The organism is Brenneria izadpanahii (assembly GCF_017569925.1).
GTDB classification, from domain to species: domain Bacteria; phylum Pseudomonadota; class Gammaproteobacteria; order Enterobacterales; family Enterobacteriaceae; genus Brenneria; species Brenneria izadpanahii.
Genome location: NZ_CP050854.1, coordinates 2285297 through 2308651 on the forward strand (window position 1 = coordinate 2285297; position 23355 = coordinate 2308651).

25 protein-coding genes and 1 riboswitch are annotated in these 23355 nt (G+C 52.7%); of the genes, 9 read left to right on the forward strand and 16 right to left on the reverse strand.

Features of this window, described 5'->3' with window-relative positions; all coding sequences use genetic code 11:
• Window positions 1–108 precede the first annotated feature (108 nt).
• The gene (locus HC231_RS10285; RefSeq protein WP_208230884.1) at window positions 109–657 is read left to right on the forward strand and encodes a YniB family protein; all 549 of its coding nucleotides are present in this window, start codon (window positions 109–111) and stop codon (window positions 655–657) included.
• A 41-nt stretch (window positions 658–698) separates the two neighbouring features.
• Here the strand turns inward: HC231_RS10285 and HC231_RS10290 are convergent, their stop codons facing one another.
• The 5 genes from HC231_RS10290 to HC231_RS10310 form a co-directional block, all read right to left on the reverse strand.
• Complete coding sequence (locus HC231_RS10290) at window positions 699–1559, reverse strand: fructosamine kinase family protein (RefSeq protein WP_208230885.1); 861 nt, start codon at window positions 1557–1559, stop codon at window positions 699–701.
• A gap of 226 nt (window positions 1560–1785) precedes the next feature.
• Window positions 1786–2640, reverse strand: a complete 855-nt coding sequence (locus HC231_RS10295) for a metal ABC transporter permease (RefSeq protein ID WP_208230886.1) — start codon at window positions 2638–2640, stop codon at window positions 1786–1788.
• Entirely contained in the window at window positions 2637–3500 is an 864-nt protein-coding gene (locus tag HC231_RS10300; RefSeq protein ID WP_208230887.1) for a metal ABC transporter permease, read from the reverse strand. Before HC231_RS10300 ends, HC231_RS10295 begins: the two co-directional genes overlap by 4 nt.
• Window positions 3497–4393, reverse strand: a complete 897-nt coding sequence (locus HC231_RS10305; protein WP_208230888.1) for a manganese/iron ABC transporter ATP-binding protein — start codon at window positions 4391–4393, stop codon at window positions 3497–3499. Before HC231_RS10305 ends, HC231_RS10300 begins: the two co-directional genes overlap by 4 nt.
• Complete coding sequence (locus HC231_RS10310; RefSeq protein WP_281397401.1) at window positions 4390–5304, reverse strand: metal ABC transporter substrate-binding protein; 915 nt, start codon at window positions 5302–5304, stop codon at window positions 4390–4392. The genes HC231_RS10305 and HC231_RS10310 overlap by 4 nt, the downstream gene beginning before the upstream one ends.
• An 885-nt stretch (window positions 5305–6189) precedes the next feature.
• Between HC231_RS10310 and HC231_RS10315 the strand changes: the two genes are divergently transcribed.
• The 3 genes from HC231_RS10315 (at window position 6190) to rlmA (ending at window position 7482) form a co-directional block, all read left to right on the forward strand.
• A complete protein-coding gene (locus HC231_RS10315) occupies window positions 6190–6330 on the forward strand; it encodes a DUF2627 domain-containing protein (protein ID WP_208230889.1) in 141 nt (46 codons plus the stop codon).
• Between the two features lie 14 nt (window positions 6331–6344).
• Window positions 6345–6554, forward strand: coding sequence for a transcription antiterminator/RNA stability regulator CspE (cspE, locus tag HC231_RS10320; protein WP_048639002.1), 210 nt, complete (start codon window positions 6345–6347; stop codon window positions 6552–6554).
• Window positions 6555–6645: 91 nt separating this feature from the next.
• On the forward strand, window positions 6646–7482 hold the full coding sequence (gene rlmA / locus HC231_RS10325) for a 23S rRNA (guanine(745)-N(1))-methyltransferase (RefSeq protein WP_208231294.1): 837 nt from the start codon (window positions 6646–6648) through the stop codon (window positions 7480–7482).
• Between the two features lie 101 nt (window positions 7483–7583).
• Here rlmA and mntP read toward each other — a convergent pair whose 3' ends face one another.
• From mntP to manX, 5 genes are all read right to left on the reverse strand, one after another.
• Window positions 7584–8159 carry a manganese efflux pump MntP gene (gene mntP, locus HC231_RS10330; protein ID WP_208230890.1) on the reverse strand — a complete coding sequence of 192 codons (576 nt, stop codon included), beginning with the start codon at window positions 8157–8159 and terminating at the stop codon, window positions 7584–7586.
• Window positions 8160–8166: 7 nt separating this feature from the next.
• A riboswitch (yybP-ykoY riboswitch) is annotated at window positions 8167–8358 on the reverse strand.
• A 197-nt stretch (window positions 8359–8555) separates the two neighbouring features.
• Window positions 8556–9014, reverse strand: a complete 459-nt coding sequence (locus tag HC231_RS10335) for a DUF986 family protein (protein WP_208230891.1) — start codon at window positions 9012–9014, stop codon at window positions 8556–8558.
• A gap of 118 nt (window positions 9015–9132) precedes the next feature.
• Window positions 9133–9975: a PTS mannose transporter subunit IID gene (locus HC231_RS10340; protein WP_208230892.1), complete on the reverse strand. Its 843-nt coding sequence runs from the start codon at window positions 9973–9975 to the stop codon at window positions 9133–9135.
• A 14-nt stretch (window positions 9976–9989) separates the two neighbouring features.
• Window positions 9990–10787: a PTS mannose/fructose/sorbose transporter subunit IIC gene (locus HC231_RS10345; RefSeq protein ID WP_208230893.1), complete on the reverse strand. Its 798-nt coding sequence runs from the start codon at window positions 10785–10787 to the stop codon at window positions 9990–9992.
• A 67-nt stretch (window positions 10788–10854) separates the two neighbouring features.
• Window positions 10855–11814 carry a PTS mannose transporter subunit IIAB gene (gene manX, locus HC231_RS10350; RefSeq protein ID WP_208230894.1) on the reverse strand — a complete coding sequence of 320 codons (960 nt, stop codon included), beginning with the start codon at window positions 11812–11814 and terminating at the stop codon, window positions 10855–10857.
• Between the two features lie 594 nt (window positions 11815–12408).
• Between manX and HC231_RS10355 the strand changes: the two genes are divergently transcribed.
• Window positions 12409–13980: a TerC family protein gene (locus HC231_RS10355; RefSeq protein ID WP_208230895.1), complete on the forward strand. Its 1572-nt coding sequence runs from the start codon at window positions 12409–12411 to the stop codon at window positions 13978–13980.
• Window positions 13981–14049: 69 nt separating this feature from the next.
• Here HC231_RS10355 and HC231_RS10360 read toward each other — a convergent pair whose 3' ends face one another.
• The 5 genes from HC231_RS10360 to pabB form a co-directional block, all read right to left on the reverse strand.
• The gene (locus HC231_RS10360; protein ID WP_208230896.1) at window positions 14050–14370 is read right to left on the reverse strand and encodes an isochorismate lyase; all 321 of its coding nucleotides are present in this window, start codon (window positions 14368–14370) and stop codon (window positions 14050–14052) included.
• Window positions 14371–14467: 97 nt separating this feature from the next.
• A complete protein-coding gene (locus HC231_RS10365) occupies window positions 14468–14995 on the reverse strand; it encodes a LysE family translocator (RefSeq protein ID WP_208230897.1) in 528 nt (175 codons plus the stop codon).
• A gap of 140 nt (window positions 14996–15135) precedes the next feature.
• On the reverse strand, window positions 15136–16500 hold the full coding sequence (locus HC231_RS10370) for an L-serine ammonia-lyase (protein ID WP_208230898.1): 1365 nt from the start codon (window positions 16498–16500) through the stop codon (window positions 15136–15138).
• A 260-nt stretch (window positions 16501–16760) separates the two neighbouring features.
• Window positions 16761–17366, reverse strand: a complete 606-nt coding sequence (locus tag HC231_RS10375) for a CoA pyrophosphatase (protein WP_425490529.1) — start codon at window positions 17364–17366, stop codon at window positions 16761–16763.
• A gap of 17 nt (window positions 17367–17383) precedes the next feature.
• Window positions 17384–18778 (reverse strand): aminodeoxychorismate synthase component 1, encoded by a 1395-nt coding sequence (pabB, locus tag HC231_RS10380; protein WP_208230899.1) that lies wholly within the window; start codon window positions 18776–18778, stop codon window positions 17384–17386.
• Window positions 18779–18949: 171 nt separating this feature from the next.
• Here pabB and HC231_RS10385 point away from each other — a divergent pair, with 171 nt between their 5' ends.
• Window positions 18950–19189, forward strand: a complete 240-nt coding sequence (locus HC231_RS10385; RefSeq protein ID WP_208230900.1) for a YoaH family protein — start codon at window positions 18950–18952, stop codon at window positions 19187–19189.
• A 22-nt stretch (window positions 19190–19211) separates the two neighbouring features.
• Here the strand turns inward: HC231_RS10385 and HC231_RS10390 are convergent, their stop codons facing one another.
• Window positions 19212–19556 (reverse strand): RidA family protein, encoded by a 345-nt coding sequence (locus tag HC231_RS10390; protein ID WP_208230901.1) that lies wholly within the window; start codon window positions 19554–19556, stop codon window positions 19212–19214.
• A gap of 276 nt (window positions 19557–19832) precedes the next feature.
• Between HC231_RS10390 and yoaA the strand changes: the two genes are divergently transcribed.
• From yoaA to HC231_RS10405, 3 genes are all read left to right on the forward strand, one after another.
• Window positions 19833–21758, forward strand: a complete 1926-nt coding sequence (gene yoaA / locus HC231_RS10395) for a DNA repair helicase YoaA (protein WP_208230902.1) — start codon at window positions 19833–19835, stop codon at window positions 21756–21758.
• Between the two features lie 170 nt (window positions 21759–21928).
• Window positions 21929–22630, forward strand: coding sequence for a tRNA (adenosine(37)-N6)-threonylcarbamoyltransferase complex dimerization subunit type 1 TsaB (gene tsaB, locus HC231_RS10400; RefSeq protein ID WP_208230903.1), 702 nt, complete (start codon window positions 21929–21931; stop codon window positions 22628–22630).
• An 81-nt stretch (window positions 22631–22711) separates the two neighbouring features.
• A complete protein-coding gene (locus tag HC231_RS10405; protein ID WP_425490555.1) occupies window positions 22712–23305 on the forward strand; it encodes a Slp family lipoprotein in 594 nt (197 codons plus the stop codon).
• Window positions 23306–23355: the final 50 nt, after the last annotated feature.

Genomic DNA, 23355 nt, shown 5'->3' on the forward strand with positions numbered 1-23355 from the left:
CGGGTGCCAGCTCATGGGGATTACTCGGTCGCCGTCTTCCTGCATCTCGAAATTTATTGGGTATATACTGTTTGTTGTAAAAAATAGCGTCGTTTAGAAGGGGAACTCATGACGTATCAACAGGCTGGCCGTCTAGCCGTGGTCAAACGTATCGCGGGATGGATAATTTTTATTCCGGCTTTGCTGTCCACCATCATTTCATTTGCTAACTATCTTTATGCCTATACCCAGAAAAAACAGGGCATTGATGCGGTGTTGTTGGATTTTCTGCATCTGATGATCGATATGACGCGCTTTAATACACCGTTTCTGAATATTTTTTGGTACAACTCGCCGGTTCCCGATTTTTCGAACTTTTTCAAGGCCGCCAGCCTGATGTTTTGGCTGATTTATATCCTGATCTTTATCGGATTGGCGCTGCAAGGTTCGGGCGCCCGCATGTCGCGTCAGGTGAAGGCTATTCGTGAAGGGATTGAAGACCAATTGATTCTGGAAAAAGTGAAAGGCAATGAAAGCAATTCGCGCGAGAAGCTGGAATCACGGGTCGTGGTGCCGCACCACACCATTTTCCTGCAATTTTTCCCGCTCTATATTTTGCCGATCGTTATTGCTGGCGTCGGCTATATAGCGCTGCGATTATTGGGGCTGTTAGCCTAACGTCGGATATTCTGGCGCATTTATGCGCCAGAAACGCAGCGTTAATCGTAGAGTTGTTGTTCTATCGCTTGCTGGGCTTCGACAATATGTTTACCGCCAAATAAATTGGCGCGGTTAAGCAGGTAGTAGATCTGATAGACGGGCTGGCGTTCAATAAAATCCTTATCCAGCGGCCAGACGCTCTGATAGCCGTCGTATATCTGAGGCGGAAGCGCCGGGTACAGAGGCAGCATCGCCAAATCGCACTCTCGGTCTCCCCAATAACATGCCGGATCAAACAGATAGCAGCCATTACTGCTATTGGCGCAATTGTCTGGCCAGAGATCGCCATGCAGTAGCGACGGCTGCGGCTGATGTCCGGCTAATCGGGCTTCCGCGCGCATAATCAGGGTTTCGATATCACCGAAGTGCATGCCTTTTTCCGCGGCTAGCTGTAATTGCCAGCCAATCCGCTGCTCGGCAAAAAATGACGACCAGCGGCGCTGCCAGCAGTTGGGTTGGAGCGTCGTCGACAGGTCATTGTCAAAATCCAGGCCAAACTGCGGCTGATCGCTCCATTGATGCAACTGCGCCAGCTGCTCACCAAGGCACCAGGCGCTGTGGGCGTCCAGCGGTTTTACCGGCAGGTATTTCAACAGTAGAAAACTGTTATCGCGGGAACTGCCGACGCCGTATACCTCTGGCACCTTTACGGTATTACTGCGAGAGAGTAGCGCGAGTTGATCGGCCTCCGCGGTGAATTTCGGCAGCATTTCGCGCACGTCGCATTTAACGAATACCTCATGGTCGCCATAACGTATATACCAGGCTGGGTGGATCTCGCCACCTGATAATTCCCGGCGTTCCTGAATTTCAGCAGCACCGAGATGTTCTTCCAAAAGCCGGCTGATAGCTTGCCACATAAGACCATCCTCCCGTTGATGTCGCCTGATACCCGTTATCTTGATGCCTAGCGGGTAATATCGTTACGGTAATTCATTGAACTCTATAAAAACCGAACCTGTCGCACAGTGATGATGATTGATTACGATAGCAAAGAGAAAACCGGAGAAAAATATATCGCCGCGAATGAAAATAAAACCGCGGCGCTGCCCGCGGCGAAAACCGCCGGCAACGCCCGTGGAGTTATCAATCGGTTGAAACCGGCGCGACGGCGCGGCGGCGCGGTTTCAACTGGTGATAACCCAATGCGATGGTAAAAAACAGCGCCTGGACAATAACGATGCACGGCCCGGTCGCTCCGTCAATATAGAAGCTGATTATCGTACCGGCAATACAGGACACGACGGAAACCAGCGTTGCTACGATCAGCATACGGTCAAAGCTTTTGCATACCATAAAAGCAACAATACCCGGCGCGATTAACATCGCAATGACCAGAATAACGCCGACGGCCTGCAATGATGCGACGATGGTCAACGCCAGCAGGCAGAGCAATCCATAGTGTAGTAGCTTCACCGGCAGACCGATAACGCGCGCGTGATTAGGATCGAAGCAGTAGAGCATGAAATCCCGGCGTTTCAGCAGAATCACGAACAGCGTGAGGAAGGCGATCGACAATATTTGAGCCAGCTCCTGGGCGGTGATGCCCAGCACGTTGCCAAACAGAATATGATTCAGGTGCTGATCGGTATCGATGCGGGCGAACAACACCAATCCTAGCGCGAACATGCCGGAAAAGATGATCCCCATGACGGTATCTTCCTTGACCCGACTGTGATCTTTGACGTATCCGGTGGCGACGGCGCAGAATATGCCGGAGACGAACGCGCCGATAACCAGCGGGATCCCCAGCCAAAAGGCGACCACAATACCGGGTAAGACGGCGTGAGAAATGGCGTCCCCCATTAGCGACCAGCCTTTCAGCACCAGATAGCAGGACAGCACCGCACAGACCGCGCCAGTGACAATGGCGGCGATCAGCGCCCGCTGCATAAACGGGTAGGAGAGGGGTTCGATTATCCAACTCAGGATCAGGCTCATCGTGCATCCCCCGTTTGATCGCGGCGGCGTAAACGGCGCGACGCCAGCAGGCCATGTTTGGGCGCGAACAGAAATGCCAGCAGGAAGATGGCGGTTTGCAGCGTAACGATAACGCCCCCCGTGGCGCCATCAAGGAAAAAGCTCAGGTAAGCGCCGAATGCGCTGGTAAAGGCGCCCAGCGCGATAGAAATCAGCACTAAACGGCTGAAACGGTCGGTAAGCAGATAAGCCGTCGCGCCGGGAGTAATGACCATTGCGATCACCAGAATCGCCCCAACGGTTTGCAATGCCGCTACGGTACAGGCGCTGAGCAGGGTAAAGAAAATGATCTTCAGCTTCAGGGGGGAAAGACCAATGGAGCGGGCGTGGTTTTCATCAAAAAACACCGCCAGCAGATCTTTCCATAATAGGCAAAGGATCACGAAGGTAACGCCAATAATGATCTCAACCTGAAGGATATCTTCATCGGCGATCCCCAGAATGTTTCCGAAAATAATTGACTGCACGTTAACGGAAGTGGGATTGAGCGAGATGATGAGCAGTCCGACGGCAAAGAAGGTTGAAAAGATAAAACCGATCACCGCGTCTTCCCGCAGCCGGGTGATGTGGCGGATGAGCGTCATCGCCAGCGCCGCCAGCATGCCGGTGAAAAAAGCGCCGGCGGCATACGGCAGCCCCAAGGCATAGGCGCCCGCAACGCCAGGCACTACCGAGTGTGACAGTGCATCGCCCATCAGCGACCAGCCTTTGAGCATCAAATAGGCGGAAAGAAATGCGCAGACGCCGCCTACGATCGCGCTGACCCAGATAGCGTTAACCATGTAGTTGTAGCTGAAGGGTTGCAGTAAGGTGTCGATCATCTGGTTTCTTTCTCCCCCGGCAGGTTGCGGATAGCGGGAGGGTCGCTCTTGGTGGAGCCATAGAAAACAGCAGGGCGCTCGTCATCGGTCAGTACGGTCACCGTACGGGCGTCATCATCGTCATGGAGGTTAGGACCGCCAAGATTGATATGACGCAGTACGCCGCCAAAGGTTTTTTCGAGGTTACTTTGGGTGAAGGTACTGTGCGTCGGGCCTGAGGCCAGAACGGTGCCGTTCACCAGGATCACGTTATCGCAAAATTCCGGCACGCTGCCGAGGTTATGCGTCGCAACCAGAATCAGATGCCCTTCGTCGCGTAGCGTGCGGAGCAGATCGATAATCGCATTTTCTGTTTTTACATCGACGCCGGTGAAGGGTTCGTCCAATAGCAGCACGCTGCCTTGCTGCGCCAGCGCGCGCGCGAGGAAAACCCGTTTTTTCTGGCCGCCGGATAATTCGCCGATCTGCCGGTGGTGTAAGGCGGAGAGGCCAACGCGCTCCAATGATTCCGCAACGATGGCGCGATCCTGCTGGCTGGGAATGCGCAGAAAATTCATTTTCCCGTATCGTCCCATCATTACCACATCGGAAACCAGTACCGGAAAGTTCCAGTCCACGTCTTCGGTTTGTGGAACGTAAGCAACCAGGTTTTGCTTCAGCGCTTGAATAATGGGCTTTTTATTCAGCAGAACCTGTCCTGTCGTGGGTTTCACCAGGCCCATGATGCTTTTGAATAATGTCGATTTCCCGCTGCCGTTAATTCCCACCAGCGCACAGATTGTGCCGCCGTTCAATGCGAAAGAAGCATGCCGAATCGCCTGGTGTCCGTTACTGTAGGTGACCGAGACGTCATTGACCTCTAATGATTGTGTTGCCGTTGTATCGCTGCTCATTGATCAAATCCTTTGGCGATGGTATCTACCGTAACTTGTAACAGGTCAATATAGGTGGGGACCGGCCCTTTTTCGTTCGACAGGGAGTCAACATAAAGTACGCCGCCATACTTGGCGCCGGTTTCTTTACTGACTTGTTTTATCGGCTTATCCGAGATGGTGCTTTCACTGAACACCACCGGGATTTTTTCCGCCCGCACGGTATCAATCACATGACGCACCTGTTGGGGAGAACCTTGCTCATCCGCGTTGATTGGCCATAGATAGGCCTCTTTGAACTGGTAATCCTTCGCCAGATAGCTAAACGCGCCCTCGCTGGTTACCAGCCAGCGCTGCTGTTCGGCAATGCGCGACAGTCTTTCTCGCAACGGCGAATCAATCGCTTGGATCTTTTCCGCATAGGCTTTGGCATTGCGGTTATAAATTTCCGCGTTGGCCGGATCATATTTCACCAATCCCGCCCGGATATTTTCAATATAGATCAGCGCATTGGAGGGCGACATCCATGCATGGGGATTGGGGTTCCCGTTATAGTTGCCTCCTCTGATGGGGAGCGGGGTGATGCCTTCCGTCACCACTACCGCCGGAACGCCTTTAACGTTTTCAAAAAAGCGCTCAAACCAGCGTTCCAGATTCATACCGTTCCATAGTATCAACTGGGCGGACTGCGCCTTAACGATGTCGCGCGGCGTTGGCTGATAGTCGTGAATCTCAGCGCCGGGCTTGGTAATTGATTCCACCGTGGCCGCATCCCCGGCAATATTCTGCGCAATATCCTGAATAATGGTAAACGTGGTCACTACTTTGAGTTTTTCCGCTGCCTGGGCGACGGAGACGGATGCAAAGAGCAGGGCGCAGAGCAAGATAACGCGACGCCTAAAAAGAGGTAACCGAGGCAGAGAACCCATCATTCATATATCCTTACAAGCTGTGAATAATTTTTGAGAATAATTATCAATATCATTTAAGTCAAGAGACAGATGAAAGGTGACGGCGGGTTGGATGACTCGGCGGGGGACTAGCTGTATGCCTATGTGGGAAAAACCCATAGCGCCTCTTTGATAACAAAAATGCTGTTCTAATTTAATAAAACGCAATCAACCTTGCAACGTAAGTCTAACGCTAATGGAGAATATTCGCACTGTTCATATGGAATAAATAGAGATCGTCCGCCGTATGATAGAAGGGCTAAAAAAATGGTGAGTCGTGCCGATAAAACATTATGAATGGGGTTTTAGCATAAGTTTTATTCTGTGGGGAACCAAAATATGAGCATTAAATCAGAAAGACGTTGGAAACTGGCAAGCTGTTTTTTACTTACCCTAGTAGTTCTGCTGTTTATTGCTATGTTGATAGGTAATTAATCCGGGATAGAAGGAAAAATTATTGTTTCTTACTTTAACGCGCTAAGACTCTATCCGAAGGCACAGTATTAATAGTGGCGATATATTGCATTATTATCAGTATATTACCACTATCCATTTCCGCCTTTATTAACGCATTTCCATTTCATTCGGTTAATCTCATCGTATTTTCCTATGACCGCGGCGCCGAGGTAAGGGTTGCAATTACGCCGCAGACAGTGTTTTCTACCGTTATGTGTGAACGATGGGATTCATTAGCAAAAAATATACTTAACCCTATTGTTTACAGAGATTTAATGCATTATTGCGCACTTAGTGGCTTATCAATAGCTTCAATCTGTGCGGCAGGTCTATTACTGGTAAAAAATGGCTTGCCATTGACTACGGAGTGTGTAATAACGCACTTGGGTAAAACGAGGTACAGTTCTGTATATGAATGGCATTTTCAGTAAAGAAGACTTGAGTAAAAACGTTAGCGTTGAATACTACTTCTCTGCCGATCCTTATCTTAGTGCCTCAAGCAGTAACGACTTTGGTTTGTCTGTATACGCCTCTGGCGGTTTAAACAATTAAAGGAAATATCTGAAATGGCAAAGATTAAAGGTCAGGTTAAGTGGTTCAATGAGTCTAAAGGCTTCGGCTTCATCACTCCTGCTGACGGCAGCAAAGATGTATTCGTACACTTTTCTGCAATTCAAGGCAACGGTTTCAAAACTCTGGCTGAAGGGCAGAGCGTAGAGTTCGAAATCCAAGATGGTCAGAAAGGTCCATCTGCAGTCAACGTCACCGCGCTGTAATACACAGCTTACGTTGCAAAACCCGCCTTGGTGCGGGTTTTTTGTTGTTTGATATTTATAAATAATATTTTTTAAGCAGGAAAACATGCTGATAGCTTATCAATGCCCACTGTGTCAGCAACCGTTACGCCGAATAGAACAGCAATGGACATGTGGTCGTCATAACTTCGATTGTGCGAAAGAAGGCTATGTGAATTTATTGCCGGTGCAGTTTAAACGCTCCAAACAACCAGGCGACAGCGCTGAAATGATGCAGGCGCGCAGAATGTTTCTGGACGCGGGGCATTACCAACCATTGCGTGAATACGTCACGCGACGCATTAATGAAATATTGCCGGATGACGCCGCCGCGCTGCTGGATATCGGCTGTGGCGAAGGTTATTACACCGCGGCTCTGGCCGACAGTCTCAAGCAGCGCCGGGCGGCAATGGCCGTTTATGGATTGGATGTTTCGAAAGCCGCCATACAACGGGCGGCAAAGCGCTATCGGGAGGTTGACTACTGCGTCGCATCGAGTCAACGGCTGCCGTTTAACGATCAATCGCTGGATGCGATATTGAAAATTTATGCGCCCTGTAATGATGCTGAATTACGGCGCACCGTCAAAACGGGCGGCTGGGTGATTACCGTATCGCCGGGTCCACGGCATCTTTATCAATTAAAAGCGGAAGTTTATGATCAGGTACAGCTACATCCGCACAGGGATGAAGTTCTGCCTGGCTTTCAACTGCTGGAGCAGCAGACGCTGGCGTATCCGATGCGGCTATCGGGGCTGGAAGGGGCCGCGCTGCTACAGATGACGCCGTTCGCCTGGCGAGCGACGCCGGAGGTTAGTAAAAAACTGCGGGAAACCGCTCAATTCACCTGCGAAACCGATTTTATCGTGCGGCTGCACCAGCGCGTTGATGATGCCGGCGCATCCCGGTAACGGCGAATATATTCTGTATTTTTAACGCGCGGCAGGTTGATTGATAACCGAATACGGGGCAGGGAATAGGTTCCCTGCATCGTTGGGAGCTATAGGGGGGATCAGGCCGCCAGATAGCCAATATGTTCGTAGAGGATGTTGCAGCCAATCCCGATGAGTATGAGACCGCCAATAATCTCCGCTTTTTTACCCAGCAGAGGACCGATATAGCGTCCGATCAGCATTCCCAGCGTAACCATAATCATGGTCGCGCAGCCAATAACCATCGCGGTATGAAAAATATTGACCTGTAAGAATGCCAGCCCGACGCCAATCGCCATGGCATCAAGGCTGGTGGCGATGGCGGTGCAAATCAGAAGCGGCAAACTATGCTTTTTAACCTGCTCGCGGTGCGAGCTTTTAGACGGTTGGCTGCCGTTCATAATCATGCGCACGCCAAGAATAAAGAGCAGGCTAAACGCGACCCAATGATCCCATTCAAGAACGAACCGGCTGGCGAAAAAGCCGAGCGCCCAGCCGATTAACGGCGTAATGGCTTCGATAATGCCAAAGATAAGGCCGGTGCGAACGGCATCGCGAAATTTGGGCTTATGTAATACGGCGCCTTTACCGATAGATGCGGCGAAAGCATCCATAGACATACCGAAAGCAAGGATGAGTGTAGCTGATAGGTTCATGTTAAATAGCCTCGGCTGGGTGTTTCTCCATATCCACGTAGATCATCCCCAACCCCATGATGATCGCCGTGTCTATGGTCTCGCCTGCCAAGCGGCCGCCCGCACCACGTTTTAAACTATCCTGCATATAAAACGAGTATGTTGATACGAGCATTTCTGAATTAATTTCAGAAACCGGCTACTCCCCAATGACGGCGCAACCTTAACATATTATTTGTAGATCAAACAACAATAAAAAATCTACGTGTTAACAATGCGATTGATAATGATTTTCATTTAAGTAAAAATAAATAGTTAGAGTATAAAATAACAGCGAAATTGATAGGGATAAAATACCACAAGCAAGTTAATGGAATGTTTAATAATATTTTAAATCCATAATGAAAAATATTTATATTACTGATTTTCAACCATAAAATTATATATCTTTTCCAGATCGTCAAGCTCGCTTACCTGTATTAGTAAGCGACGCTTTTCTAAGTCAATCACCAGAACGCCATCCTCGGATAAATTCATGTTTTTAATTCGATTATAGAGAATAAATATATTGGCATAAAAGAAACCCGTCGATTTAAACAACAACTTAGGGCGCCGAATATAGGCAAGATAGATCGCCATAAATGCCAGAGAAAGCAAAAGCGAGGTGGTAATAATCGGACCGTTATTGATTACATTCCGATAAATAAGGATGACCACCAAACCGATGAAGATCAGGGCATCCAGGCGGTTTACCCGCTTCAGCAACACGCGCAGCCGGGTTTTCCCTTTAAGTTTATCCATGATGAACTCGTCATAGATGGCATAAGCCAGCGCCAGCGCGATTGATAAAATCAGAGCGATATCCGTACCCGACATAGATAACTCCAGGCGTGAAGATGAGGAAAGGGTAGTTTACTCGGCAATGCGGTTTCCCGCGTGGAATAATTCTTTAGATAGCGTATGCCGGAGGCTTGGCCTCCGGCGGATTAACGTATTACAGACCTAACAGACCGATCCAATAACCAAAGATGCCGATGACGAAGAATCCCATGATAAGCCACAGGGCATTCACTTTACGTCTCAGCAGCCACATACAGCCGAATGTGAGCAGCAGAGGGATCAACCCCGGCATGAGCTGGTCCAGAATCGACTGAACCGTGGTTACCGTGGTTTCCCCGTTTTGATTGGTTACCCTTGAAACCACCATCGGAACGTTAACGTGGGTCCATTTATTAACCAGCGCGCCCATGACAAACAGGCCGAGAATAGATGCCCCCTCGGTCATCTTCTGCAGGAAACCGCCGCCCATATCGCTCACGATGTCCACGCCTTTACGGTAGCCGTATGCGACGCCATAGTAGCGAACCAGCAGGCGAACCAGGTTGAACAGAACAAAGAACAGAACGGGGCCGAGCAGACTGCCGCTCATGGCGATGCCTGCGCCCAGCGCGGCAAAAACGGGACGTGCGGTCCCCCAGAATATCGGGTCGCCAACGCCCGCCAACGGCCCCATCAGACCAACCTTCAGGCCGTTGATCGCGCCATCGTCAATCGGCGCGCCGTTCGCACGTTGCTCCTCCATCGCCATCGTTACCCCCAGAATCGGGGCGGCGACAAACGGCTGAGTATTAAAGAACTCCAGGTGGCGCTTAATCGCCTGTTTACGCTCTTCCGAGTTTTCAGGGTAAAGACGGCGGATTACCGGCACCATGGAAAAACAGAAACCAAGCGCCTGCATACGTTCAAAGTTCCATGACCCCTGGAAAAGGTTGGAGCGAATAAACACACCGCGAATATCGCTGGCGGTGAGTTTCTTGACATTAGTTGATTCAACCATTTCTCTCACTCCTATTAGTCCAGTTCATTATCAAGATCGTTGCTGCCAGCCGCCGCAGGTTGACCCGGCACCCTGTTGTATTTCGGGCTGAGCTGGATATACAGCACGGCCATGACAACGCCAATCACACCCAGCGCGACCAGGTTGAAATCGGTGAATGCGGCGGTAACGAAACCGAGATAGAAGAAAGGCATCAGATAGCCGGCGCGCATCATGTTGATGACCATGGCATAACCAACGACCACAATCATGCCCCCGGCGATATTCAGGCCGTTGGTGACGACGTCGGGTATCGAATTCAACATGGCGTGAACGGCATCCGTACCGACGGATATCGCAACGATAACGGCAGGGATGGCGATACGCATCGCCTGGAGGAACAACGCCGAGACGTGAAGCCAACTGATGGCGCTCAGGTTGCCGCGTTCCGCCGCGCTGTCGGCCGCGTGTTGGAAGGCGACGGTGATGGTGCGGACGATAATCGTCAGCACTTGTCCTGCCGCGGCCAACGGAATAGCCAGCGCGATCCCCGCACCGACGCTCTGTCCGCCGGCAATAACCAGGATGGTTGAAATAATGGAAGCCAGAGCCGCATCGGGCGCGACCGCCGCGCCGATGTTCATCCAGCCGAGAGCGATCATTTCCAATGTGCCGCCGATAATGATCCCGGTTTGCAGATCGCCCAGTATTGCGCCAATAAGCGTACAGGCGACAAGCGGACGGTGGAACTGAAACTCATCAAGAATCGATCCCATCCCCGAGACGCAAGCTACAAGAAATATCAGCACAATTTGAAGCGTAGTAATCTCCATTGTACTTCTCCTATGAAAAACGTTTCTGAGTAAAATAAATCGTTACACAGCGTTATTTATAAATGCGTTAACGAGCCATCTTATTGATTAAGTCCATCATTTTGATTTTGGTATCGCTTGAAACTTTTCTTACCTCTAATTCAATTCCGCGTTTATCCAGTTCTTTAAACGCGGCAATATCTTTTTCATCAATAGAAACCGCGTTATTGACCTGCGTTTTCCCCTGGCGGAATGCCATTCCCCCAATATTGACCGACGTTATTTTCACGCCATTTTCAACCAGCGTGAGAACGTCGGTCGGATTGGTAAATAACAGCATGACGCGATCGGACGCGTATTTCGGATTGTTATAAACGCGAATCGCTTTCTCCACATCGACCACATGAGCGGTAACGCCCGGCGGCGCGACCTGCGTCAACAGCGTTTTGCGCACGTTATCGGCGGCGACCTCATTACTGACGACGATAATGCGGCCGACGTTGGTTTCTTTGGTCCAGCGGGTGGCGACCTGACCGTGAATCAATCGGTCGTCGATGCGCGCTAACCCTATCTTCATATGCTCGCCCGAGCCGGAGACCGGCGCCGCGGGCTGAGCCTTGGGAGGCGCGGATACGGCGGGTTTCTGCCGCTCTTGCGTTTTCAGGGCTTTTACTCCGTCCCGGCCGGCTTCAAGGGCGATGGACACCAGATCGGCAAATGCGGGATTGTCGTCTCTGGCCATAAAGGTTTCCACCAGCAAGGGGATATTCACCCCGGCGATGACTTCGTAGTTCTCCTTATCCGTTACCATTCGGCTGGCGGCGTTAAAAGGGCTGCCTCCCCAGGTATCGACTAAAAACAATACGCCAAGCGAAGTATCTAACTGGGATAGCTTCTCTTGATATTTTTCCATCAATGTTTCAGCATTCTCACCGGGGATGAAATCTATCCAGGCAACGTTTTGCTGTTCACCCAGAATCATTTCGGCTGTTTTAAGCAGCGGCCCTGCGGTGGTACCGTGAGTGCATAGCATTATTGCAATACTCACTTGCTACCTCCTCATTATTCACGATCAAATTATGTGTGTAATGTATCGGGATATTGGGTTAACGCCTCTCTATAGAGAATTAACCGTACAGTATCTGTATAGTCGAAAGAATCTAATTTGGTTGTCCAATAGGTGAAAAACCCACAATGAATTCATGGTGTTCAATGAATTCTCGTTCTAGCTATAAACCGTAAATCAACGGTTTGCCGGATTTATTTTACCCAGCGAAAAAATAAATAGTGTGATGGTGATCGCGTAAAGTTTGCACTGTTATGAAAGTGTGGAGCATATAACGAAATTGTTACACGGTTTTAGATAATTAAAGTGTGTAAGAAAATCTTTGTGAAAAATGGGAGCAACCTGCTAGAGTAATCTTCTGTTAAATTACTTAGGAGCACTGGGCATTAGCCCTTCCCATGGACTGTCACCGACAAAACGTTCTCTGTGTACCCGCTAACGATGGTGGTTTTCTGTACTTGGTTGGCCATTCTGACCACCTTCAGAGTCATTCTGCTTCATACCAACTTTTCTTATTACCATTCAATGCAATTGACGCATTGATGTCATTTGCTCGTTCATTTTTCGGAGTCTGACATGGAATTCTTTTTGCTGGATCCTTCAATCTGGGCAGGCTTATTGACGCTGGTGGTACTTGAAATTGTTCTGGGCATCGACAACCTGGTATTTATCGCCATTCTGGCGGATAAACTACCGCCCAGACAGCGGGATAAAGCCCGTATCATCGGTTTATCGCTGGCCTTATTAATGCGTTTGGGGTTGTTGTCCTTGATTTCCTGGATGGTTACGCTGACCCGTCCGCTGTTTCACATCGGCGATTTCAGCTTCTCCGGCCGCGATCTCATCCTGTTGGGCGGGGGGCTGTTCTTACTATTTAAGGCCACCATGGAGTTGCATGAACGGCTGGAAAATAAATCGCACGATGAGCAAGGCAACCGCTCGCACGCCAGCTTTTGGGCCGTTGTGGCGCAGATTGTCGTCCTGGATGCGGTATTTTCGCTGGATGCGGTGATTACGGCGGTGGGAATGGTTAACCATCTTGGCGTTATGATGACCGCGGTCATTATTGCGATGGGAGTGATGCTGCTGGCATCCAAACCGCTGACCAACTTCGTAAACGCGCATCCCACCGTGGTGGTGCTGTGCCTCAGCTTCCTGCTGATGATTGGCTTAAGTTTGGTGGCGGAAGGTTTTGGTTTCCATATTCCCAAAGGCTATCTGTATGCGGCGATCGGCTTCTCGATCCTGATCGAACTGTTTAACCAGATTGCCCGGCATAACTTTATGAAGCATCAGTCGCGGCGGCCTTTGCGTGAGCGCACCGCCGAGGCGATTCTACGGCTGATGGGCGCCAGAAAGACCGCTAGCGATGAAGACGACGAACCGCAGAAGGTTATGTCTGAAGAGTTTGCGGAGGAAGAGCGCTACATGATCAACGGCGTTCTGACGCTGGCGTCACGTTCTTTGCGCAGCGTGATGACTCCCCGGACAGAAATTTCCTGGGTGGACTGTGAGCGCTCCGTAGAAGAAATACGGATGCAGTTGCTGGATACGCCTCACAGCCTGTTCCCGGTTTGCCGCGGTTCTCTGGATGAATTAATCGGCGTTGTGCGGGCCAAGGATCTGCTGGTGGCGCTGGAAGAGCATGCCGATGTGGAAAGTTTCGCCGCAGCAAACCAACCGATTGTGGTGCCGGAGACGCTGGACGTCATTAATCTGCTGCCGGTGCTGCGCCGGGCCAAGGGCGGCCTGGTGATGGTAACCAACGAGTTCGGCGTGGTGCAGGGGCTGGTGACGCCGTTGGATGTGCTGGAGGCTATCGCCGGCGAGTTTCCGGATGAGGACGAAACGCCGGAGATTATCGCCGATGGCGATGGCTGGCTGGTAAAGGGCGGTACGGATCTGCACTCGTTGCAGCAGGCGCTCGACAGCAACGATCTGGTCAGCCCGAAAGAGGACTATTCATCGTTGGCGGGGATGCTGCTGTCGCACTGCGATGAGTTTCCTAAAGTCGGGGATGTTATCGAACTGCATCAACTGCGCTTTCGCATTATGGAAGTGTCGGAATATCGTATTGAACTGGTGCGGGTGGAGAAAATCACCGAGCCGGTTGAAGACGAGGAAGAGCGGTCGCATGCTTCCCGCTAAATGATCCCGACGGGTGACGATACGGCTTGTTCCTGGCGGACAAGCCGTATTTCGTTGCCGCCGGTCTTGTTAAGAGGCGTTTGGCGATTGCGACCAGTGCGCCATTTCTTCAGCAATAAACCATGTCACCAGATCGCGGTACATCTTTTCTATAACGTCGGGGTTTAGCTCTGCATTTTCCGCCCAGGTTCTGCGCTGTGCGAGCATGCTTTCAAACCGGGCTTTGGCCTGAACCTGATCAGGATTTTTCTTGAACCTGGCGGCGGATTTAACATACGCAAAGCGCTGCGACAGCAGTTGGATTACTTCCCGATCCAGCGCGTCGATTTCCGCTCTTATTTCACCCATGTCGGAACAGCTTTCCGGCGCGTTCGTTTGTTTGTATCCCATTGCTCATCCTTTTTTATTCAACGAATGGCGCAGTCAGCGGACGATTGGCCGTTAATGAACAACAATGCGCTCCCCTGGCTACCCGCTCGGCTTGACATCAACTTTTACGATAGACAGCCAGGCCACCGGCCAGAAAGACCATGATCGCCGCGCAGGCGCGGTTAAGCCTTCTTAACCCAACAGCGGTAAAGGCGCGGGCGGCCTGCATTCCGCCAAAGGCATATCCCGCCATAATGGCGATATCAATGACTATCGTGGCGCAGGCGAAGGCGACATACTGAGGTAGCTGCGGTTCATTGACAACGATGAACTGCGGTAAAAACGCAGAAAAAAACAGTAACCCTTTGGGGTTGGATAAGGCGACCAGCAGGCTGCGCATAAACGCGCGATTGGCCGAATACGAAGGGCGATCGGTCGGCGCCGTCGTCAACAAGGACGAGGGTTTCGCCTGCCAAAGTTGTAGCGAGAGCCAGAATAAGTAACCGACGCCGATCCATTTAACCAGCGAAAACAGGGTTTCGGAGGCGGCCACCAATGAGCCCAGGCCAATGGCGACCAGACCAATCAGGATGAAGTCGGATAAGGCCGCACCCAAAATACCGAAAGCAATTAATTTCTTAATCACTGTTCTGCAATGCAACAACGGCAAAAGGGAGTGGCGGAAAAAGAGGATAACGGGTATGGATAAGCGATGGTGAAGCGGAACGATTCCATGCTGATAGATCGGCGGGCGCCGACCGCCCACCGATTATTGTGAAGAGGACGCTAGTCGCACTGCACCTTTATCGCCAGTCCGCCGCGTGACGTTTCGCGATATTTGGCGTTCATATCCTTGCCGGTTTCATACATGGTTTCTATGACCTTATCCAGCGACACGCGCGGTTCGCTGGTGCGACGCACCGCCATACGCGCGGCGTTAATGGCTTTTACCGCAGCGATGGCATTACGCTCAATGCACGGAACTTGAACCTGACCGGCGACCGGGTCGCAGGTTAAGCCCAGATTGTGCTCCATACCAATTTCCGCGGCCACGCAGACCTGTTCCGGGCTGGCGCCCATTAATTCGGCCAGGCCGGCCGCCGCCATTGAACAGGCGACGCCCACTTCACCCTGGCAGCCCACTTCAGCGCCGGAAATGGAGGCGTTCATTTTGTATAGGATCCCGACGGCTCCGGCGGCAAGGAAATAACGGATATATATTCCCGGCTCAACCGGTTCAATAAAGTGATCGTAATAAGCCAGGACGGCAGGCACGATGCCGCAGGCGCCATTGGTCGGCGCCGTCACGACGCGTCCGCCGGCCGCATTCTCTTCGTTCACGGCCAGAGCGAACATGTTTACCCAATCGACAACATTCATCGGGTCATTCGATAATTTATCGGAAGCCACCAGCATACGGCGCAGCGCGGAGGCGCGGCGGGGAACGCGCAGCGGGCCGGGCAACACCCCTTCAGTATTCACGCCGCGGTCGATACAGGCGCGCATGGCATGCCAGATATCCGAAAAATAAGTTTCGATATCCTGACGACTATGTAACGCCAGTTCATTGCGCATCATCAGACCGGACAGCGAAAGGCCGCTTTGTTTGCAGTGCGCCAGCATCTCTTTCGCCGAATTAAAGGCGTAGGGCACGGAAACTTCGGTTAAAACGCTTTTGCCAAAGTTTTCTTCGTCGACGATAAATCCGCCGCCGATGGAATAATAGGTCTTGCTGAAAACCGCCTTATTCCCGGCAAACGCAGTGATGGTCATACCATTTTCATGCAGCGGCAGGTTTTCGCTGCGGAAAACCATGCCGCCTTCACGGGGAAAATCGACTTCATGCCGGCCGTCCGCCAGCAACAGCCGTTCACGCTGCTCAACATCTCGGATAAAGCCTGGTATGGCATCGATATCGACGTTATCCGGCATACTGCCGGCCAGTCCCATGATGATGGCGATATCGGTATGGTGTCCTTTCCCTGTTAGCGATAGCGAACCGTAAACATCAACGGCAATACGCGTGGCGGCCGTTAGTAAATTCCGATTTATTAACTCATCGACAAACTGCTTACCGGCTTTCATCGGTCCTACTGTATGAGAGCTGGAGGGGCCAATACCGATTTTAAACATGTCGAAAACGCTTATCACGCTAAAAACTCCTTAAAAGCGCAACCATACCCACAGGCTAGAATAAAACTCTCAGAACGGGCTATTGTAGTGTGGAATATGTTGCGAGGTTTCCCTTTTCGCATGAAATAAACTTATGCCAATGGATAAGTTTATTTATTTTCGGGAACGCTAGAGCGTATTAAGCGGGAAGAAAAGGATTAATAATAAAATTAACTATTTTTACTTTATGGATAATGGGGCGAAAGCGGCGTGGGGAAATAACAAAAAGAGTAAAAATATCATGGGCTATTGGCCACATGCAGCGCGAGCTGACGAATGATCGATGCCGTTAATCCCCAGACAAATTGCTGCCGATACCAGGAAAGATAAACCCGGTGCGGTTTCCGCTGCCGCTCAATATCAAGGGCATGATAGCGTTCCAGCGCGAACGCGACCTCAAGCGGCATTTCAAACAGTTCAGCCACTTCTCCCTCATTCGGCTGAAAGCGGATCCGAGAGGAAATCAGGCCGACGACCGGAGTGACCTGGAATCCGCTCACGCTGTCGACGGGCGGCAAGACGCCGAGAACCTGCACGTCCTGGGGCGGGATCGCCACTTCTTCCTGCGCTTCGCGTAAGGCCGTTGCAATCAGCGACCGATCGTCGCTGTCGGCGGCCCCGCCGGGGAAGGCGACTTGCCCGGCGTGTTTCCTGAGATCCGATGCCCGGCGGGTCAGAAGCAAGGTCGGGGTTGTGCGGCGGACAATCGGCACCAGGACGGCGGCTTTCCGTAACTGGCGCGCCGGCGATGCGGCGCGCAGCGTTTGCAGTTGAAAGCGCGTAATGAACTCCGCCAGATCGAAAGGCGTGGTAGAACGGAACGGCGGCGAATTTATCTCAATCACTGGATGCGTCACGAATATTAACCTGTCTTTTCCTGCTGCTTATCCAACTGGCTCAATACGGGCAGGATACGATCTATTTTATCAAAAGTTTCCTGATATTCCGCCTGCTCCCGACTATCGGCGACGATACCGCCGCCGGCCCAGCAGTATATTTTACCCTGTTCGGTCAACAAGGTTCGGATGGCGATATTGGTATCCATGGTTCCGCAGATGCTCAGATAACCAATGCTGCCGCAATAGCCATTACGCCGCTGCGGCTCCAGCTCTTCAATAATCTGCATCGCACGGATTTTGGGCGCGCCGGTAATGGAGCCGCCGGGAAAACAAGCTCGCAGCAGCGCCGCCGCATGGCGGGTCGGGGGCAATTCGGCCACGATCGTACTGACTAGATGATGTACCGCGGGGAATGGCTCGACGACGAACAACTCTGGCACGCGAACGCTGCCGGGAACTGCGACCCGGCCGATATCATTGCGCAGTAGATCGACAATCATCAGATTTTCCGCCCGATCCTTCTCCGACTGGGCCAGCCGCGCGGCCTGTAGGGCGTCGGCGTCCTTATCCGCCAGTCGCGGCAGCGTGCCCTTAATCGGACGGGTCTGGATTCGCTGGTTCTCCAGCCATAGAAAACGTTCGGGAGATACGCTGATAACCGTATTTTGCGGCAGACGCAGGAAAGCGGAAAACGGCGCCTTATTGCCGGATGACAGCCGTAAAAACGCCTGCCACTCATCGCCTTCATAGTCGGCGACAAAACGCTGCGCCAGATTGACCTGATAGCAGTCCCCGGATAGCAGGTAGTCCTGTATTTTACGAAATTTCTCGCCGTATTCTGCCCGCGACATATTGGCGCGCCACGGGCCGGCGAGTTGAAAGTCTGATTGATGGCGGCGCGCGGGCGGATTTGCCAGCCAGTTCAATCTGGCTTGGAGATCGCCATGTACGATCAGCGTTAACGTCTGGCGCTGATGATCGGCGATTAACGCCCAGTCATACAGGCCGACGGCCATGTCGGGCAGGTCGATATCCCGTGCCGCCTGCGCCGGCAACTTCTCCACGCGCCGCCCTAAATCATAACCAAACAGGCCGAGCGCGCCGCCCTGAAAGGGAAAATCGGATTGCGCGCCGGCCGCTATCTCCATTCCCATCAGGTCAAGGTGCTGTTGCAGTAGCGTAAAGGGATCGGCGTCGGATATCTGTTGGCTGCCGTCCTGGGTGATTTCCGTCCGTCCGCCGCGGGTGCATAGCGTGACCTGCGGGTCGGCGACCATGATGTCAAAGCGGCTATGAGGATGCTCGGCAAAACCTGAATGCAACAACATTGCCCACGGCTGCTGTGAAAACGCCGCGAAAAGCGTCAATAACGCCTCAGGCTGATAGGGCAGCGAGTGGTAGGTAGGGGATGAACGCATGGTATTTTTGTATAATCTCTTGCTGTGCAGGTGGATATTTTTTCTTGCCGGTCTGAAACCCGGTCTGAAACCGCGTCTCTTTAGGGGGAGCGTATCACAAACCGGAAGTTCTGGTGTATGGCTGAGATAGCGTGCGATGATATGCCCCGTTTCAATTAGCAGGAGTTTAGCATGATTGCCGGTATGCCCGCGCTGACGCATGAGCAGCAGCAAAAAGCCGTAGAGCGGATTCAGGAACTGATGTCGCAGGGAATGAGCAGCGGTCAGGCGATTGCCGTCGTGGCGGCTGAGATCCGTGAAGAACATCGGGGAGATATGGTCGCCGCGATGTTTGAAGATGAAGAAAACGACCAGCAGGAAGAGGGCGAAACCTACTCTTTTGATGATGGAGAAGAAGAGGAAGAGCACTGATCGTCTTCCCCTCTGGTTATTGTTATAGCGCGGCAATCACTTTTATTTCAATTTTGTATCTGGGGTCCATCAGCTTAGCCTGTACGGTGCAGCGTACCGGCGCGCTGCCCGCAACCACCCAGGCGTCCCATTCGGCGTTCATGGCCGCAAGATCATCGGCGTCGGCCAGAAAAATCGTCACATCCAATAGGCGGCTTTTGTCGGTTCCCGCGCGCTGTAAAACATCGTCCAACGCCGCCAGCGCATTTTTTGTCTGCGCCCGGGCGTCCTGGTCCAGATTATCCGCCACGCAGGTGTGGTATAGCGTGTGGTTATGAATAACGGCGTTGGACCAACGGGCTTCGGGTTCGATTCTGGTGATTGACATAACGTGCGCTCTCTCCAATTTGAGTGAAATAACGCAGCCAAGCGTAACATAATCTTTTATGCGGCTTTAAGTTCCGCGGCAAAAGCCCAACCCCATCTGACGACCGATATCAGGCGCAACGCGGTGTCTCGCCTTGCGTATTTCGTTCCATAAGCGGCGGTGTCAGGCAAAAGCCATCTGATTTTAGGTGGTAGCGCTAGTTGAGTATTGGCATAATCAGCGCGGCGTTGTTATTAACGGCGCCGGCCGCCGGAATATCCTACAAAGAGAGACAGTGTGACGAATGATCGCGTAATAGATGATTTTGCAACCGATGGCGCGCTGGCGAAGGCCATCAGCGGGTTTAAACCACGCGAGCCTCAGCGGCAAATGGCTCAGGCCGTTGTTCAGGCTATCAGCAAGCAGCAGGCGCTGGTGGTGGAGGCGGGAACCGGAACAGGCAAGACTTATGCTTATCTGGCTCCGGCTTTGCGGGCGGACAAGAAAGTCATCATTTCGACCGGTTCGAAAGCGTTACAGGATCAGCTCTACAACCGAGACCTGCCGATGGTGGCGCAGGCGCTTAAATACAAGGGAAAACTGGCGCTGCTAAAAGGGCGCTCCAACTATCTTTGCCTGGAGCGTCTCGACCAGCAGGCGATGGCCGGGGGCGATCTGCCCGCCGAAACGTTAAGCGAGCTGGTGCGGCTGAGGGGATGGGCCTCTGAAACGGCGGAGGGCGACGTCACGACCTGTGCCGGTGTGGCGGAAGATAGCTCCGTCTGGCCGTTGGTGACCAGTACCAATGATAATTGCCTGGGCAGCGATTGTCCGCGCTACAAAGAGTGTTTTGTGGTTAAGGCCCGCCGCAAGGCGATGGATGCCGATATTGTAGTGGTCAATCACCATTTATATCTGGCCGATATGGTGGTGAAAGAGAGCGGTTTCGCCGAGTTGATCCCGGACAGCGACGTGGTGATTTTTGATGAGGCCCACCAGATCCCCGATATCGCCAGCCAATATTTCGGCCAGCAGTTGTCCAGCCGTCAACTCATGGATTTAGCGAAAGATATTATTATCGCCTACCGGACGGAGGTGCGTGATGCGGCGCAATTGCAAAAGAGCGCCGACCGCCTGACGCAAAGCACGCAGGACTTTCGGCTGGCGCTGGGCGAACCCGGATACCGGGGCAATCTGCGCGAGATCCTTAATCAGCCGTCTCTTCAGCGTGCGCTGGTGCTGCTGGATGACGCGTTGGAGCTGTGTTACGACGTGGCCAAACTCTCTTTGGGGCGCTCCGCGCTGTTGGATGCCGCTTTTGAGCGGGCAACTCTATATCGCGGCCGTTTAAAGCGGCTGATGGATGTACAGCAATCAGGATACAGCTACTGGTACGAATGCAGTTCTCGCCACTTTGTTCTGGCGCTGACGCCGCTTTCCGTGGCCGATCGCTTTCGCGAACTGATGAAAGAAAAACCGTCGGCCTGGATTTTCACCTCGGCTACGCTGTCGGTGAACGATCGGCTAAACCATTTTACCGATCGGCTGGGACTGGATGAGACGAATACCCAAACCTTGCTGCTGCCAAGCCCGTTTGATTACGCCAGTCAGGCCTTGCTCTGCGTGCCGCGTTATCTGCCGGAAACCAATCGTCCGGGGGCCGCGCGTAAACTGGCCGCTATGCTGCGTCCGCTGATTGAAGCGAATCAGGGGCGCTGTTTTATGCTGTGTACCTCCCACCTGATGATGCGCGATCTGGCCGCCGAGTTCCGCGCCACGCTGACGCTGCCGGTATTATTGCAGGGCGAAACCGGTAAAGCGCAGTTGCTTTCGCAGTTCGTGTCTGCCGGCAATGCGCTTTTGGTGGCGACCAGCAGTTTTTGGGAAGGGGTCGATGTGCGTGGCGATACGCTGTCCTGTGTGATTATCGATAAACTTCCGTTTACTTCCCCGGAGGATCCGCTATTGAAGGCGCGCATTGAAGATTGCCGCCTGCGGGGCGGGGAGCCATTCGACGATGTGCAATTACCGGATGCGGTTATCACCCTGAAACAGGGCGTCGGGCGGTTGATTCGGGATATTGACGATCGCGGCGTGCTGGTTATCTGCGATAACCGGCTGGTTATGCGGCCGTATGGCGAGGTCTTTCTCAACAGTCTGCCGCCGGCGCCGCGTACGCGCGATCTCGGACAGGCCATCGAATTTCTTACCCGAAAAGCCTAGCGGCGGCTATCGGACTCCGATGATCCGGCGATCAGACGAGTCCGCCATCCAAAGCCGTGACGCATCAATCAGATAAAACCAGAGGAGACCGCTATGCTTAACTCAAGTCTGCGGGGGATATATGCTATGATGCGCGCCGTTAAGATTTATTTTTCCCGCCTGAGGTTGGCATGTCTACGCGAATTCTAGCGCTTGATACCGCAACGGAAGCCTGTTCCGTCGCACTCTGGAATGATGGTGAAATTCATTCTTTATTTGAAGTTTGTCCCCGAGAACACACTCAACGCGTGTTGCCGATGGTCCGGCAAGTGCTGGCGGAAAGCGGTCTGACGCTCAATGTGTTAGATGCGCTGGCGTTTGGCCAGGGACCGGGAAGTTTTACCGGCGTGCGCATTGGCATTGGCATCGCGCAGGGGCTCGCTCTGGGCGCCGATCTGCCGATGATAGGTATTTCCACGTTGGAAACCATGGCGCAGGGCGCTTTTCGTTGCCGCGGCGCGACGCGGGTATTAGCGGCGATAGATGCTCGCATGGGCGAGGTTTACTGGGCGCAATACCTGCGGGAAAGCGACGGCCGCTGGCAAGGCGGATCGTCTGAAGCGGTGCTGACGCCGCAGCAGGTTCAGGCGCTGACCGAACCGTTGAGCGGCGAGTGGGCGACGGTCGGCACGGGATGGAAAACCTATGCCGATCTGGTGAATCATCCGGCGATCGCCTTGCAGGACGGCGAGACGCTTTTGCCGCGGGCGGAAGATATGCTGCCGCTGGCGCTTCAGCAGTGGATCGCGGGCCGGACCGTGAGCGTTGAACAGGCGCAACCGCGTTATTTGCGTAATGAAGTCGCCTGGAAAAAACTGCCCGGCCGTGAATGAGCGGCAACTTATTCTGTGCGTTACAGTCTAATTAGCAGGCATTGAAAAAAGGTGTATGTCATGAAAATGGTGATTATGCATATGAATCAGCGCGCTCGGCTAATTCAACTTCCCCGCGCGCTGCTGGGCGGCATTTTCGCGGCGGCCGCACTGTTGCTGGCCGGGTGCGTATCTGTCCCTGATGCGATAAAGGGCACATCGCCAACGCCGCAGGACGACCTTGTCCGGGTAATGAATGCGCCGCAACTCTATGTCGGGCAAGAATCCCGTTTTGGCGGGCGCGTGGTCAGTATTCGAAACGAAGCCGACAGAACCCGTTTGGAAATCGCCAGTATGCCGTTGGATGGCGCGGCCAGACCTCGTCTGGATTCGCCTTCTGAAGGGCGGTTTATTGCTTACGTCAATCGTTTTCTGGATCCGGTTGATTTTCGAAACAGATTGGTTACAGTTGTCGGCCCGATTACGGGAACGGAGCAGGGCGCTATTGGCGATCGTCCCTACCGCTATGTGGTGGTCGACGTCCGCGGATATCAGCGCTGGAACGTCGCGCAGCGGGTGGTTAATCCTTATGGGCCGGGCCCATGGGGATGGCATGGCCGCTATGGCTGGGGCCCCGGTTGGGGGTTCGGCGGTTGGTATGGTCCCGCTGAGATTGAAACTTTCGTGACTGAATAAACATACTGCCGATATGCGCGATAGTGAATCAGGCGACCTGGGTCGCCTGA

Excerpts from the sequence above, each read along its gene's own strand:
- HC231_RS10300 (WP_208230887.1), bottom strand. The coding sequence starts at position 3,500 with ATGATCGACACCTTACTGCAACCCTTCAGCTACAACTACATGGTTAAC.
- HC231_RS10285 (WP_208230884.1), top strand. The coding sequence starts at position 109 with ATGACGTATCAACAGGCTGGCCGTCTAGCCGTGGTCAAACGTATCGCG.
- pabB (WP_208230899.1), bottom strand. The coding sequence starts at position 18,778 with ATGCGTTCATCCCCTACCTACCACTCGCTGCCCTATCAGCCTGAGGCG.
- HC231_RS10340 (WP_208230892.1), bottom strand. The coding sequence starts at position 9,975 with ATGGTTGAATCAACTAATGTCAAGAAACTCACCGCCAGCGATATTCGC.
- HC231_RS10385 (WP_208230900.1), top strand. The coding sequence starts at position 18,950 with ATGATTGCCGGTATGCCCGCGCTGACGCATGAGCAGCAGCAAAAAGCC.
- cspE (WP_048639002.1), top strand. The coding sequence starts at position 6,345 with ATGGCAAAGATTAAAGGTCAGGTTAAGTGGTTCAATGAGTCTAAAGGC.
- HC231_RS10390 (WP_208230901.1), bottom strand. The coding sequence starts at position 19,556 with ATGTCAATCACCAGAATCGAACCCGAAGCCCGTTGGTCCAACGCCGTT.
- HC231_RS10295 (WP_208230886.1), bottom strand. The coding sequence starts at position 2,640 with ATGAGCCTGATCCTGAGTTGGATAATCGAACCCCTCTCCTACCCGTTT.
- HC231_RS10315 (WP_208230889.1), top strand. The coding sequence starts at position 6,190 with ATGAATGGCATTTTCAGTAAAGAAGACTTGAGTAAAAACGTTAGCGTT.
- HC231_RS10360 (WP_208230896.1), bottom strand. The coding sequence starts at position 14,370 with ATGGGATACAAACAAACGAACGCGCCGGAAAGCTGTTCCGACATGGGT.
- HC231_RS10335 (WP_208230891.1), bottom strand. The coding sequence starts at position 9,014 with ATGTCGGGTACGGATATCGCTCTGATTTTATCAATCGCGCTGGCGCTG.
- tsaB (WP_208230903.1), top strand. The coding sequence starts at position 21,929 with ATGTCTACGCGAATTCTAGCGCTTGATACCGCAACGGAAGCCTGTTCC.
- HC231_RS10310 (WP_281397401.1), bottom strand. The coding sequence starts at position 5,304 with ATGATGGGTTCTCTGCCTCGGTTACCTCTTTTTAGGCGTCGCGTTATC.
- HC231_RS10345 (WP_208230893.1), bottom strand. The coding sequence starts at position 10,787 with ATGGAGATTACTACGCTTCAAATTGTGCTGATATTTCTTGTAGCTTGC.
- HC231_RS10355 (WP_208230895.1), top strand. The coding sequence starts at position 12,409 with ATGGAATTCTTTTTGCTGGATCCTTCAATCTGGGCAGGCTTATTGACG.
- HC231_RS10305 (WP_208230888.1), bottom strand. The coding sequence starts at position 4,393 with ATGAGCAGCGATACAACGGCAACACAATCATTAGAGGTCAATGACGTC.
- HC231_RS10290 (WP_208230885.1), bottom strand. The coding sequence starts at position 1,559 with ATGTGGCAAGCTATCAGCCGGCTTTTGGAAGAACATCTCGGTGCTGCT.
- HC231_RS10405 (WP_425490555.1), top strand. The coding sequence starts at position 22,712 with ATGAATCAGCGCGCTCGGCTAATTCAACTTCCCCGCGCGCTGCTGGGC.
- mntP (WP_208230890.1), bottom strand. The coding sequence starts at position 8,159 with ATGAACCTATCAGCTACACTCATCCTTGCTTTCGGTATGTCTATGGAT.